11 protein-coding genes and 4 tRNA genes are annotated in these 12878 nt (G+C 60.1%); 8 read left to right on the forward strand and 7 right to left on the reverse strand.

Features of this window, described 5'->3' with window-relative positions; translation table 11 throughout:
• The first annotated feature begins 106 nt into the window (after nt 1-106).
• From rluD to QWI18_RS12130, 7 genes are all read left to right on the forward strand, one after another.
• On the forward strand, nt 107-1069 hold the full coding sequence (gene rluD / locus QWI18_RS12100; RefSeq protein ID WP_065987655.1) for a 23S rRNA pseudouridine(1911/1915/1917) synthase RluD: 963 nt from the start codon (nt 107-109) through the stop codon (nt 1067-1069).
• Between the two features lie 8 nt (nt 1070-1077).
• On the forward strand, nt 1078-1806 hold the full coding sequence (gene pgeF / locus QWI18_RS12105) for a peptidoglycan editing factor PgeF (RefSeq protein ID WP_369318983.1): 729 nt from the start codon (nt 1078-1080) through the stop codon (nt 1804-1806).
• A gap of 174 nt (nt 1807-1980) precedes the next feature.
• A complete protein-coding gene (gene clpB / locus QWI18_RS12110) occupies nt 1981-4545 on the forward strand; it encodes an ATP-dependent chaperone ClpB (RefSeq protein ID WP_065987654.1) in 2565 nt (854 codons plus the stop codon).
• A gap of 348 nt (nt 4546-4893) precedes the next feature.
• Nucleotides 4894-4969 (forward strand) — tRNA-Asn (locus QWI18_RS12115).
• A gap of 20 nt (nt 4970-4989) precedes the next feature.
• Nucleotides 4990-5066: transfer RNA gene (locus QWI18_RS12120), tRNA-Pro, on the forward strand.
• A gap of 6 nt (nt 5067-5072) precedes the next feature.
• Nucleotides 5073-5148, forward strand: a tRNA-Lys gene (locus QWI18_RS12125).
• A gap of 93 nt (nt 5149-5241) precedes the next feature.
• A tRNA-Pro gene (locus tag QWI18_RS12130) sits at nt 5242-5318 on the forward strand.
• Nucleotides 5319-5420: 102 nt separating this feature from the next.
• Here the strand turns inward: QWI18_RS12130 and pstS are convergent.
• Nucleotides 5421-6455 (reverse strand): phosphate ABC transporter substrate-binding protein PstS, encoded by a 1035-nt coding sequence (gene pstS / locus QWI18_RS12135; RefSeq protein WP_369318919.1) that lies wholly within the window; start codon nt 6453-6455, stop codon nt 5421-5423.
• Between the two features lie 211 nt (nt 6456-6666).
• On the opposite strand from pstS, the gene QWI18_RS12140 reads away from it, so the two are divergent.
• Nucleotides 6667-8067 (forward strand): diguanylate cyclase, encoded by a 1401-nt coding sequence (locus QWI18_RS12140; RefSeq protein WP_369318920.1) that lies wholly within the window; start codon nt 6667-6669, stop codon nt 8065-8067.
• 102 nt (nt 8068-8169) lie between these two features.
• Here QWI18_RS12140 and QWI18_RS12145 read toward each other — a convergent pair whose 3' ends face one another.
• From QWI18_RS12145 to QWI18_RS12170, 6 genes are all read right to left on the reverse strand, one after another.
• A complete protein-coding gene (locus QWI18_RS12145) occupies nt 8170-9468 on the reverse strand; it encodes an NAD(P)/FAD-dependent oxidoreductase (protein ID WP_065987651.1) in 1299 nt (432 codons plus the stop codon).
• Nucleotides 9469-9720: 252 nt separating this feature from the next.
• The gene (locus QWI18_RS12150; protein WP_065987650.1) at nt 9721-10260 is read right to left on the reverse strand and encodes an MOSC domain-containing protein; all 540 of its coding nucleotides are present in this window, start codon (nt 10258-10260) and stop codon (nt 9721-9723) included.
• Nucleotides 10257-10886, reverse strand: coding sequence for a DUF1780 domain-containing protein (locus QWI18_RS12155; RefSeq protein ID WP_065987649.1), 630 nt, complete (start codon nt 10884-10886; stop codon nt 10257-10259). Before QWI18_RS12155 ends, QWI18_RS12150 begins: the two co-directional genes overlap by 4 nt.
• A gap of 298 nt (nt 10887-11184) precedes the next feature.
• The gene (gene yacG / locus QWI18_RS12160) at nt 11185-11388 is read right to left on the reverse strand and encodes a DNA gyrase inhibitor YacG (RefSeq protein ID WP_369318921.1); all 204 of its coding nucleotides are present in this window, start codon (nt 11386-11388) and stop codon (nt 11185-11187) included.
• The gene (gene coaE, locus QWI18_RS12165; protein WP_369318922.1) at nt 11388-12008 is read right to left on the reverse strand and encodes a dephospho-CoA kinase; all 621 of its coding nucleotides are present in this window, start codon (nt 12006-12008) and stop codon (nt 11388-11390) included. The genes yacG and coaE overlap by 1 nt, the downstream gene beginning before the upstream one ends.
• The gene (locus QWI18_RS12170; RefSeq protein WP_369318923.1) at nt 12005-12877 is read right to left on the reverse strand and encodes an A24 family peptidase; all 873 of its coding nucleotides are present in this window, start codon (nt 12875-12877) and stop codon (nt 12005-12007) included. Before QWI18_RS12170 ends, coaE begins: the two co-directional genes overlap by 4 nt.
• Nucleotide 12878 lies beyond the last annotated feature (1 nt).

Below are 12878 nucleotides of genomic sequence, written 5' to 3' on the forward strand. Positions count from 1 at the left end.
TCCTGTTATGATGGGCGCCCCGTGGAACCCCCGGGACAAAAGACGCCGTATTTAACCACAAGCGCACAGCCGAAACCAAAGGCCAGTGCCACCTCCTAGTTTGAGCATGTCTGAGATCATAGAACTCCGCGCAGAGGTGCCGTCCGAATTGGGCGGTCAACGCCTCGACCAAGTCGCCGCCCAACTATTCGCAGAGCACTCGCGCTCGCGCCTTTCCGCCTGGATCAAAGACGGCCGCCTGACTGTGGATGGCGGCGCTTTGCGCCCGCGTGACATCGTGCATGGCGGCGCCGTTCTGCTCCTCAAAGCCGAGCAGGAAGCCCAGGGCGAGTGGATCGCGCAGGACATCGAGCTCGATATCGTCTACGAAGACGACCAGATCCTGGTGATCAACAAGCCGTCCGGTCTGGTGGTGCATCCGGCAGCAGGTCATGCCGACGGCACCCTGCTCAACGCCTTGCTGCATCACGTGCCGGACATCATCAATGTCCCGCGTGCCGGCATCGTGCACCGCCTGGACAAGGACACCACCGGTCTGATGGTGGTCGCCAAGACCATCCAGGCGCAGACGCAACTGGTCACCCAACTGCAGAATCGCAGCGTCAGCCGCATCTATGAGTGCATCGTCATCGGCGTGGTGACCTCGGGTGGCAAGATCAACGCACCCATCGGTCGTCATGGCCAGCAGCGTCAGCGCATGGCGGTCATGGAAGGCGGCAAGCCTGCGGTCAGCCACTACCGGGTTCTGGAGCGTTTCCGTTCGCACACCCACGTGCGGGTGAAGCTGGAAACCGGGCGCACCCACCAGATCCGCGTACACATGGCCCACATCAACTTCCCGCTGGTCGGCGATCCTGCCTACGGCGGTCGTTTCCGTATTCCGCCTGCAGCCAGTGTCACCATGGTCGAATCGCTGAAACACTTCCCGCGTCAGGCGCTGCATGCGCGTTTCCTTGAACTGGATCATCCGACGACCGGTAAGCGCATGAGCTGGGAATCGCCGCTGCCGGACGACTTTGTCTGGCTGCTGACCCTGCTCAAGCAAGACCGCGAAGCGTTCATCGGATGACTGAGCGCGTGACGGACTGGCTGATTCCCGACTGGCCTGCGCCGGCGGGTGTCAAAGCGTGCGTCACGACGCGTTCGGGCGGTGTCAGTGTGGCGCCGTTCGACAGCTTCAATCTCGGCGATCACGTTGATGACGATCCGGCAGCCGTTGCACATAACCGTTCGGCGCTGACCACACGCCTGCACGTTCAGCCTGCATGGCTGAAGCAGGTTCACGGTATTGACGTCGTCGAGGCTGCACCGGCAGATGTACTTCAGGCTGATGCCAGCTGGAGCCGAACCCCGGGCGTTGCCTGCACCATCATGACGGCTGATTGCCTGCCGGCCCTGTTCTGCAACAAAGCCGGTACTCAGGTCGCCGCTGCCCATGCAGGTTGGCGCGGTCTGGCGGCAGGTGTGCTTGAGGCGACTGTGGACAGTTTTGCCGATGCGTCATCCGACATCCTCGTCTGGCTTGGCCCTGCCATCGGGCCGCAGGCATTCGAAGTCGGTCCCGAAGTGCGTGAAGCCTTTATAGCCATGCACCCCGAGACGGCCGATGCGTTCGTGCCGGGCGCCAACGCCGGCAAATTCATGGCCGACATCTATCAGTTGGCGCGTCTGCGTCTCGCTGCCCACGGTGTCACAGCGGTCTACGGCGGCGGTTTTTCGACCTATAACGATGAGCGCTTCTTTTCTTATCGCCGTGGCGCACGCACTGGACGCTTCGCTTCGCTTGTCTGGGTCGAAGCCCGGTAGCCTCCGCCGCTCCACTCATTCCTCCCGAATCCTCTCCTTCAAGCTAATGTTGACCCATGTCAACCAGTGCGCGCTTGAATCCTGCCTAATCGACCGCATCTAAAGAACCATCTGGCAGGTTTTCTTTATTAGGTGTGTTCATTGCTCCGGCCTGCCCATATAGGAAGGTGAAGAATGCGTATTGACCGTTTAACCAGCAAATTACAACTCGCTCTCTCAGATTCTCAATCACTGGCGGTGGGCCTGGATCATCCGGCTATCGAACCCGCGCACCTGATGCAGGCGCTGCTTGAGCAGCAGGGCGGTTCGATCAAGCCTTTGCTGCTGCAAGTGGGCTTCGATATCAACAGCCTGCGCACCGCGCTGACCAAAGAGCTCGACCAACTGCCGAAGATCCAGAACCCGACTGGCGACGTGAACATGTCGCAGGATCTGGCGCGCCTGTTGAACCAGGCCGATCGTCTGGCTCAGCAGAAGGGCGATCAGTTCATCTCCAGCGAGCTGGTGTTGCTCGCCGCGATGGACGAGAACAGCAAACTCGGCAAGCTGCTGCTCGGCCAGGGCGTCAGCAAGAAAGCCCTGGAAAACGCCATTAGCAACCTGCGGGGCGGCGATGCCGTCAACGACCCGAACGCCGAGGAATCCCGTCAGGCGCTGGACAAGTACACCGTCGACCTGACCAAGCGCGCCGAGGAAGGCAAGCTCGACCCGGTGATTGGCCGCGACGACGAGATCCGTCGGACCATCCAGGTACTGCAGCGTCGGACCAAGAACAACCCTGTGCTGATCGGTGAGCCTGGCGTGGGTAAAACCGCCATCGCCGAGGGCCTTGCCCAGCGCATCATCAACGGCGAAGTGCCGGACGGGCTGCGAGGCAAGCGTCTGCTGTCGCTGGACATGGGCGCACTGATCGCGGGTGCCAAGTTCCGTGGCGAATTCGAAGAGCGCCTGAAAGGCCTGCTCAACGAACTGTCGAAGCAGGAAGGGCAGATCATCCTGTTCATCGACGAGCTGCACACCATGGTCGGTGCCGGCAAGGCCGAAGGCTCGATGGATGCCGGCAACATGCTCAAGCCGGCGCTGGCCCGGGGTGAGTTGCATTGCGTGGGCGCCACGACGCTCAACGAGTACCGCCAATACATAGAGAAGGACGCTGCCCTCGAGCGTCGCTTCCAGAAAGTGCTGGTGGATGAGCCGAGCGAAGAAGACACCATCGCCATCTTGCGCGGCCTCAAAGAGCGCTATGAGGTTCACCACAAGGTGGCGATCACTGACGGCGCAATCATTGCGGCCGCCAAGCTCAGCCACCGCTACATCACCGACCGGCAACTGCCGGACAAAGCCATCGACCTGATCGACGAAGCCGCCAGCCGCATCCGCATGGAGATCGACTCCAAGCCGGAAGTGCTCGACCGTCTTGAACGTCGCCTGATCCAGCTGAAGGTGGAAGCGCAGGCGCTGAAGAAGGAAGACGACGAGGCCGCGATCAAGCGCCTGGAAAAGCTCCAGGAAGAGATTCAGCGCCTTGAGCGGGAATACGCCGACCTCGAAGAAATCTGGACCTCCGAAAAAGCGGAAGTGACCGGTTCTGCACAGATCCAGCAGAAGATTGAGCAGTCCCGCCAGGAACTGGAAGCGGCGCGGCGTAAGGGCGACCTCAACCGCATGGCCGAATTGCAATACGGCGTGATTCCCGATCTGGAACGCAGCCTGCAGATGGTCGACCAGCACGGCAAGCCGGAAAACCAGCTGCTGCGCAGCAAGGTGACCGAGGAAGAGATTGCCGAAGTCGTGTCCAAGTGGACCGGCATTCCGGTTTCGAAGATGCTCGAAGGCGAGCGTGACAAGCTGCTGAAAATGGAAGAGCTGCTGCACCAGCGGGTGATCGGCCAGAACGAAGCGGTTGTCGCCGTGGCCAACGCGGTGCGCCGGTCGCGTGCCGGGTTGTCGGACCCGAATCGTCCGAGCGGCTCGTTTATGTTCCTCGGCCCAACCGGTGTGGGTAAGACCGAGCTGTGCAAGGCGCTGGCGGAGTTCCTGTTCGACACCGAAGAGGCCATGGTGCGCATCGACATGTCTGAGTTCATGGAAAAACATTCCGTGGCTCGTCTGATCGGCGCGCCACCTGGCTATGTCGGGTACGAAGAAGGCGGTTATCTGACCGAAGCGGTACGCCGCAAGCCTTACTCGGTCATCCTGCTGGACGAAGTCGAGAAAGCGCACCCGGACGTCTTCAACGTCCTGCTGCAAGTGCTCGAAGACGGGCGTCTGACCGACAGTCACGGGCGTACGGTGGATTTCCGTAATACCGTGATCGTCATGACCTCCAACCTCGGCTCGGCTCGCATCCAGGAGCTGGTGGGTGATCGGGAAGGGCAGCGCGCGGCGGTCATGGATGCGCTCACCACGCACTTCCGTCCGGAGTTCATCAATCGGGTGGACGAAGTGGTGATCTTCGAACCGCTGGCCCGCGATCAGATCGCAGGCATCACCGAGATTCAACTCGGCCGACTGCGCAAGCGTCTGGCGGAGCGCGATCTGGGACTGGAGCTGTCCAGCGAGGCGATGGACAAGCTGATCGCTGTCGGCTACGACCCTGTGTATGGCGCGCGGCCGCTCAAGCGGGCCATCCAGCGCTGGATCGAAAACCCGCTGGCTCAGTTGATTCTGTCGGGTGGCTTCATGCCTGGTACCAGCATCAGAGGCACGGTGCAGGACGACGAGATCGTCTTTGGCTGATCCGCACTTCTATATAGAGGCGCAGAGGGCTCTCCTGGTGGGGGCCCTTTTTTATGCGCGGTGATTTATTCGCCGAGCGCAGGATTTTCGCGAGGTTGAGGGCGATCCGCAAAAAATTCGCAAATCATTGTCTTGAAAGCAATTTAGAGGGTTGACAGGTGTTTCTGGAAATGTAGAATAGCGCGCCTCAGAGACGTGAACGCAGCGATGCAGACAGGTCGAAGAGGCTGAAAATGCGGTAGGTTCAGTGAGGTAAACGCCAAATTCGTTTGGTGCAAAATTACTGAATTTGTTGTGTTGAAGCGCGTCAAACGCTGCATCTGAAATTGATAGATTTGAAAAGATCGTTCCGTGATAGCTCAGTCGGTAGAGCAAATGACTGTTAATCATTGGGTCCCAGGTTCGAGTCCTGGTCACGGAGCCAATTTCAAGAGGTAGTACCGTCGGGGTATAGCGCAGTCCGGTAGCGCGCCTGCTTTGGGAGCAGGATGTCAGGAGTTCGAATCCCCTTACCCCGACCATTATTTGGGTCGTTAGCTCAGTTGGTAGAGCAGTTGGCTTTTAACCAATTGGTCGTAGGTTCGAATCCCACACGACCCACCATTTTTGACCTGGCTTCATCGGGTTGGATCTTAGGGAGTGACGCCATTCGCGTCACCCGCTCTGGAAACGCCTTAGGGTGTTTTCATGTTTCACCGGGGTATAGCGCAGTCCGGTAGCGCGCCTGCTTTGGGAGCAGGATGTCAGGAGTTCGAATCCCCTTACCCCGACCATTTTCGCCTAAGCAGTATCCGGGCAGAAAATACCGCTTCAACGCCACTCGCGCTGAAGCTACAAAAAAGCGTCCCTCGGGACGCTTTTTTCGTTTCTGGCTTTCACTGAGCCTTGGGCGGATTAGCCCAGTACGCCTCGATCTGATTTTTCAGGTCATCCGGGATCGGCGCGAAGTCCAGCGAGCGTGCGTGTTCCTGCCCGCTCTCCAGCGTCCAGCGAAAGAAATCCTGGACGGTCTTCTGACGATCAGCGTCCTTGGGTTGCCTGTACATCACGATGAACGTCGCTGCGGTGATCGGGTAAGCGTTTTCCCCCGGCGCGTCGAGCATCGACAGGTCAAAATCCTTCGCGTTTTTCCAGTCTGCCGTCGCGGCTGCCGCCTGAAAGCTTTCGGTGCTCGGCGTCACGAACGTGCCGGCAGCGTTCTGCAACAGCCCATAATTCAACTTCTGCTGTTTGACGTAGGCGTACTCGACGTAGCCGATCGAGTTCGGCACCTGTTTCACGTACGTCGCCACGCCCTCGCTGCCCTTGCTGCCCATGCCCACCGGCCAGTGCACCGATGCGCTTGCCCCGAGCTGACTCTTCCATTGCGGGCTGACCTTCGCCAGATAGCTGACCCAGTTAAACGTGGTGCCGGAATCATCCGAGCGGTACACGACGCTGATTTTCGCGTCAGGCAGTTTCACGCCCGGGTTGAGGGCGGCGAGGGCCGGGTCATTCCATTTGCTGATCTTCCCCAGGTAGATGTCGGCCAGCACTGGGCCTGTGAATTTCAGGGTGCCGGGTTTTATCGAAGCGATGTTGATGACCGGTACGATGCCGCCGATCACAGAGGGAAACTGCTGCAGCCCGAAGGATTGCAGGTCTGCCGAGCTCATCGGCCGGTCGGTCGCACCGAAATCCACGGCGCCTTCCTTGATCAGCGCAATCCCTGCGCCAGAGCCGATGTATTGGTAGTTAACCTTGATCTGGGTCTTCTGGTTGTAGTCAGTCGCCCACTTGTACAGCACCGGATAAATAAACGTGGAGCCGGCGCCGGTGACCTCGGACGCTGCGCCTGCCGTGGCGGCCATGGATAGATTGAGCGCGATGCCAAGGCCTGCGGCCAGCATCAGTCGGGAGAGCTGCGACATGGATGACTTCCTGTAATCGAGCGACATCGGGGTGAGATGCGTTGATGGGATCACAGCAAACAGCACGTTTTTATGACAAGGCGTGACAGAATTCCTTCTTTGATAGCGTGATCAATTGCCACGGCCAGGTCAGTTATTTACACGTCGCTCCGGTGCGGATTCATGAGGCCGGGTATAGACTTCAGGCAGTCTTTTCAGGATCGGCCGTGTTATGAAGTCGCCAACTCCTTCATTCGAGCAACAGCGACTTGAAGCGCTGCATCTTCTCGAAGTACTCGACACCCCACCCGAGGTCGCGCTGGACCGGATCACTCGTCTGGTGGCGCAAGTGCTGAACGTGCCGATTGCCCTGATATCGCTGGTGGATCAGGACCGCCAGTGGTTCAAGTCCCGAGTGGGGCTTGAGGCTGTCGAGTTGCCGCGGGAGCTCGCTTTCTGTGCGCACGCCATCCTTGAGGCCACCGAGCTTGTGGTGCCCGATGCCATCGAGGACGCGCGGTTCTGCAACAGCCAACTGGTCACCGGCGATCCCCATGTCCGCTTTTATGCCGGCGTACCCATACGCACCAGCCAGGGCTTCGCTGTGGGCACGCTTTGCGCCATTGACGCACGGCCCAGAATCCTTACCCCAGACGAGCTGTCCATCCTCCACGACCTGGCCGAGATCGTCAGCCGCGAAATGCAGCTGCGGGAAAACCTGATGCTGACGCGGATTCAGAAGAACCGCTCCGAAGCAATGTTTCAGGCCAGCGAGGCAGGCTATCGCTCGATGTTCGAGCTGGCCTCGGTGGGCATTGCGCTGGTTGCGCCGGATGGTGGCTGGATCAGCGTCAACGCCGCGCTGTGCGACGTCCTTGGCTACGCACCCGATGAGCTCAAGCACCTGACGTTTCAGGACATCACTCACCCCGACGATCTGGACAGTGATCTTGAGATGCTGCATCAGTTGAGTGTCGGCCAAATCAACAGCTACCAGATGGAGAAGCGCTACCTGCGCAAAAACGGCAGCTCGGTCTGGGTCAATCTGAGCGTCACGAAGAAGCTGTCCGAAGCCGGAGAGCTGGAATATTTCATCTCCATCATTCAGAACATTCAAGCGCGCAAAGAGCTTGAGCAGGAAGCCCGACATGACGCCCTGACCGGCCTGCACAATCGCCGCGCGCTGGACTCGCTGTTGCCGATCGCTCAGGCCCGTGCCGACCGCTCCAGGTTGCAGCTGGCGTTGATGTTCATCGATCTGGATGGGTTCAAAGTCATCAACGACAGTTACGGGCACGATGCCGGGGATGATCTGCTGCGCGCTGTTTCCACACGTTTGCAGAGCTGCATTCGCAGGACTGACAGCCTGGTGCGGCTGGCCGGTGATGAATTCATCGTGATCCTGGAAGGCATCACGCCGGGTGTGGAGGAGGCCCGCGAAGTGGCTCAGAAACTCCTCGTCGCGATTGCACAGCCCCTCACGATCAAAGGCGATGTCATTCGCTGCAACGCCAGTATCGGCTTTTCCATGTACGAACCCGGCTCGGGCAAGGCTCCTGACGAACTCATGCGCGAAGCCGACCGCTGGATGTACAAGGCCAAGCATCTGGGCAAAGGGCAGGTGATGCCTTAGCGCAGGCGTGCGCTCGTGGCAGACGAGTTGCGGGGTAGGTTGTGCAGAATGTCGAGGAATGAGGCCCGCCGCACTGGCGCGGCGGACCTGTAGGACTGAGCCTTAGTGCAGCTTCATCCGTGGCTCGGTGCCGCGGCCGATTCGGCTGCCCAGCATGAGCATCAACGTGCGGAACATGCCGTAGAGTGCCATCTGGTGCATGCGGTACAGCGAAACGTAGAACATCCGCGCCAGCCAGCCTTCGAGCATGACACTGCCGGTCAGATTCCCCATCAGATTACCGACTGCCGAGAACTTCGACAGCGAGATCAGCGAGCCGTAGTCCTGATAGCGATACTCGGGCAGCGTGCCGCCCTCGATGCGCAGCTTCAGCGATTTCACCAGCAACGACGCTTGTTGATGCGCCGCTTGCGCACGGGGCGGGACATTGCGGTCGGTGCCTTTTTGCGGGCAGGCCGCGCAGTCGCCGAAGGCGAAGATACTGTCGTCGCGGGTGGTCTGTAGCGTCGGACGCACCTGCAGCTGATTGATGCGGTTGGTCTCAAGACCGGCGATGCCCTCCAGAAACGCCGGAGCGCGAATGCCCGCCGCCCAGACCTTCAGCGTTGCAGGAATCACCTGACCGGTCGCAGTCACCAGGCTGTCAGCTGTCACCTCGCTGACCGCCGAGTTGGTCAGCACCGTCACGCCGAGTTTCTCCAGCGTCTTGTGTACCGGGCCGCCAATACGCTCCGGCAGTGCCGGGAGGACGCGCGGCCCGGCCTCGATCACGGTGATGCGCAGGTTTTCCGGCTTGATCTGGCCGAGCCCGTAGGCCGCCAGTTCATGCGCCGCGTTGTGCAGCTCTGCGGCCAGCTCGACACCGGTCGCGCCGGCACCGACGATGGCGACGTTGATTTCTTCGGCCGCATCGTTCTGGCTGGCGTGGGCCTGCAAATAGCGATTCAGCAATTGCTGATGGAAGCGCTCGGCCTGCTTGCGCGTGTCGAGGAAAAGGCAGTGCTCAGCCGCGCCTTTGGTGCCGAAATCATTGGTCGTGCTGCCCACGGAAATGACCAGCGAGTCGTAATCCAGGCTGCGCGCCGGGACCAGCGCATTGCCGTTTTCGTCGAGGGTCTCGGCCAGGTGGATCTGCTTGTTCTCGCGGTCCAGCCCGGTCATGCGGCCCATCTGAAACTGAAAATGGTTCCACTTGGCTTGCGCCACGTAGTTCAGTTCGTCCTCATAAGAGTTGAGCGAACCGGCGGCCACTTCGTGCAGCAGTGGTTTCCAGATGTGGGTCAGATTGGCGTCCACCAGCGTGACGCTGGCCTTGCCTTTCTTGCCGAGGGTTTTACCCAGACGGGTAGCCAGTTCCAGACCGCCAGCGCCTCCGCCGACAATCACAATACGATGGGTCATGGAGATATCTCATAAGGCTTAAGGAATTCTGTGTCAGCGAAACCCGCGCGAGCGCGAGGCAGCTCATAGCGTCAGATCGCTCGGCAAATGGGTCAACGGGCCCGGTCCGAGCACCACCCCAAGGAGCAGCCGAAGCCAAAAAGGCCAGCGCTCGACTTGGGGTGGGGGCTCGAATGTACGCTTCGACACGCGCTGGGTCGGCAGGTTTCAGGCCGCTGATCATTTGAGGCGCTTTATCAACATTGACCCGGATCAGGAGGCGGCGCTGTTGGCTGCGTTAAAGTCATGGACGCTCGGTTCGATCGGCTCGATACACAACACGTCGTCCAGACGCACGATGCCGCTTTGTATCACTCGCGCGGTGATTCCGCCATGGCCGCGAACGGCCTGAAAAATGCCGTGGCCCAGGCGCTGCTCAAGGCGCGCGCAGGGCTGGCACCAGCCGGTGGTTTCGAAGATCGCCTGACCGATGCGGAAGCGTCGGTTCTTCAGGCTGAACAGGTTGATGCCGCTGATCACGATGTTGCGTCGCAAATCCTGGGGCAACACCGGATTGTCCTCGGCCCGCCCCATCAGCGAACTGACCACTGCAAAGTGTTCCCACTGGATCAGCGTCACCTGTCGAGCGTTGCGCGGGCCGGGGCGGGCATGATCGCCCGTCAGGCCTGCTTCGCGACGGGCTTCCACGGCGTCCAGCTCAACCATCTCGCCCCGGGATTCCGGGCGCACGCCAATCCAGCGCACACGCCCGCGCTGAGGTACATCGGCGATCAATTCCTGCAACGGGCTCATAAACTGATTCCTACATCAAACACCACGCTGCGGCCCAGATTGGTCCGCAGGAAATCCGGGGCATCCGGATGGGCGAACAATACCCGGGCGAAGGTCGGCCCGACCAGCGAGAGTGACCGCCAGCCCTGACGCAAATACTCGGTGGGCGGCGGAAAGTGGCTGTTCAAGTCGAGCACCTCGCGCTTGAGGCTGGCGAAGGCAATGATGTCCAGCTCGCCCACATCCAGCCCACGCTCTTTGTAGTTGTGGGCCTTTTTGCGCAGCGTGGGTGCCAGGCGCCGGAGCAGCTCGGCAGCGGGAATGCGCTTGGGTTTGGCTTCGCGCCGCACCAGTTGGCTGAGGGAAAACGCGCTGCGTCGACGTTGCAGTTCTTCACGCCACTCATCGTTGAGCCGACGGCCTTCATCCAGGACAAAGAACACTTCAAAACACGCGTCGCGAAACAGTACGTCCGGCGGCTCTTGCCCGGCAGGCAGGAAGTCGTCAGTACGATGGGGAATATTCAGGCCCTGCAGCAACCGCTCGCACACCCAACGTTCGCGCTCCCACTTGCGCGCATTGGACAGAAACGCATTGGCTTGCTCGGCCTGGCTCGTCAAAAGACGCAGATAATCAGAGTCATCCATGGCGCCAAGCTTAACGCTGCTGAGGGGATAAGAAATACTTGAGCGGAGATAAAGTTGGGCGGGGCGGTGCTTATCGGCTCAAGAAATTGCCGCTAGCCCATTGTGGTAGTGAGCTTGCTCACGAAGACGGCATTGGAACTGCTGGATATCCAGCGGATGTACCGGCCTCTTCGCGAGCAGGCACGCTTACACAAAACGTCATCCCGCTCGCCGCTCGCTTTTGTTGACGGGATGCTCTCAGCTCTTGGGAGATATGGCAGCACTGGCGTTGTTCGTCCTGTGTGGCTGCCCACTTAGATCAATGTTGACGAGGGTCGAAGTCACCCGAAAACAGCTCGTCTTCAGCATCCGGCGCCACCGGAATCGCATGTTCTTCCGACGCCCAGGCGCCCAGGTCGATCAGCTTGCACCGGTCCGAACAGAACGGCCGAAATTTACTCTCCGGCTTCCATTCCACGGGCGCTCCGCAGGTTGGGCAATCGACGGTCATTGGTTGGCTCATCATTGGCCTCCACGCAAAGTTAAATAAAAGTGATGCAGACGCTCGACCTCGCTTTTCAGCCAGGCCGGGTCACGGTCATTGACGATCACATCATCGGCCCGGCTCACGCGCTCTTCGCGACTGGCCTGCGCCTTGAGAATCGCCCGCACCTGTTCCTCGTTGGTCTTGTCGCGCAACACCGTGCGCTCGATCTGCACCGATTCCGGCACATCAATGACCAACACCCGCTGAACCATCTGGTGCTGAGAAGTCTCCAGCAACAACGGCGACACCAGAATCGCGTAAGCCGATTCAGCGCGCGCCAGATATTGACGGATTTCCTCGCGGATCAGCGGATGCAGCAGGCTTTCGAGCCAGACACGCTGTTGCGGGTCCTTGAAAATCAGCTCGCGCAACGCCGAGCGATTCAGCGTGCCATCGGCCTGCAACACGCTTGCGCCGAAGTGCTCAGCAATCTGCGCCAGGGCAGGGCGCCCGGGCTCGACGACCCAGCGTGCAGCGTGATCGGCGTCCACCAAATGCACGCCCAGATCCACGAAGCACTGAGCCGCCGCACTCTTGCCGCTGCCGATGCCACCGGTGAGGCCCAGAATCCAGGGTTTTGACGCAGGAGAAGTCATCTGAAGCCGGCGATCTGCAAATACGAAGTGGTTATTTGATCACCCCAGAGCAAAGCGATCCACCCCGCGAGCGCCAGATAAGGACCGAAGGGGATCGGCGTGCTGGTCTCAACGTTGCGCAAGCGCAGCAGAATCAGGCCCAACACCGCCCCAACAATCGACGACAGCAGAATCGTCAGCGGCAGAATCTGCCACCCGCCCCACGCGCCAAGCATGGCCAGCAACTTGAAATCGCCGTAGCCCATGCCTTCCTTGCCGGTGATCAGCTTGAACAGCCAGAACACACACCACAACGCCAGATACCCCGCGACCGCGCCCCACAGCGCATCGGTCAGCGAGGTGAACAGGCCGAAGGCGTTGACGATCAGGCCGAGCCACAACAGCGGCAACACGATTGCGTCCGGCAGAAGCTGGTGGTCGGCGTCGATCAGGCTCATCGATAGCAGGCCCCACGTCAGCACCAGCATCGCACCTGCCTGCCAGCCGAAACCGAAATGCCAGGCGATGAAGGCTGAGAGTAGGCCGCACGCTAATTCAACCAGCGGGTAGCGCTTGCTGATGGGGGCTTTGCACTGGGAACACTTGCCGCCTAGGAACAGGTAGCTCACGACCGGGAGGTTCTCCCATGGGCGGATTTGGTGTGAGCAATGCGGGCAGCGGGAGTGAGGGAGGATTAGGTTGAAGGTTTCTGGTTGCGGCTCGGCGGGGAGGTCGAGCATTTCTCGGGACTGGGTTTTCCAGTCGCGGATCATCATTTTGGGGAGGCGGTAGACTACGACGTTGAGGAAGCTGCCGACTAGCAGGCCCAAGATGAGTGCGCATAAAACAAAGGCCAGCGGGGAGCTGGCCAGTAGGTCGAGGAGGGGCATG

The organism is Pseudomonas sp. W2Oct36 (genome assembly GCF_041060465.1).
GTDB lineage: Bacteria > Pseudomonadota > Gammaproteobacteria > Pseudomonadales > Pseudomonadaceae > Aquipseudomonas > Aquipseudomonas graminis_B.

Coding starts and splice junctions, on each gene's coding strand:
- yacG (WP_369318921.1), bottom strand. CDS start 11,388: ATGAGCCAACCAATGACCGTCGATTGCCCAACCTGCGGAGCGCCCGTG.
- pstS (WP_369318919.1), bottom strand. CDS start 6,455: ATGTCGCAGCTCTCCCGACTGATGCTGGCCGCAGGCCTTGGCATCGCG.
- coaE (WP_369318922.1), bottom strand. CDS start 12,008: ATGACTTCTCCTGCGTCAAAACCCTGGATTCTGGGCCTCACCGGTGGC.
- clpB (WP_065987654.1), top strand. CDS start 1,981: ATGCGTATTGACCGTTTAACCAGCAAATTACAACTCGCTCTCTCAGAT.
- QWI18_RS12140 (WP_369318920.1), top strand. CDS start 6,667: ATGAAGTCGCCAACTCCTTCATTCGAGCAACAGCGACTTGAAGCGCTG.
- QWI18_RS12155 (WP_065987649.1), bottom strand. CDS start 10,886: ATGGATGACTCTGATTATCTGCGTCTTTTGACGAGCCAGGCCGAGCAA.
- rluD (WP_065987655.1), top strand. CDS start 107: ATGTCTGAGATCATAGAACTCCGCGCAGAGGTGCCGTCCGAATTGGGC.
- QWI18_RS12170 (WP_369318923.1), bottom strand. CDS start 12,877: ATGCCCCTCCTCGACCTACTGGCCAGCTCCCCGCTGGCCTTTGTTTTA.
- QWI18_RS12145 (WP_065987651.1), bottom strand. CDS start 9,468: ATGACCCATCGTATTGTGATTGTCGGCGGAGGCGCTGGCGGTCTGGAA.
- QWI18_RS12150 (WP_065987650.1), bottom strand. CDS start 10,260: ATGAGCCCGTTGCAGGAATTGATCGCCGATGTACCTCAGCGCGGGCGT.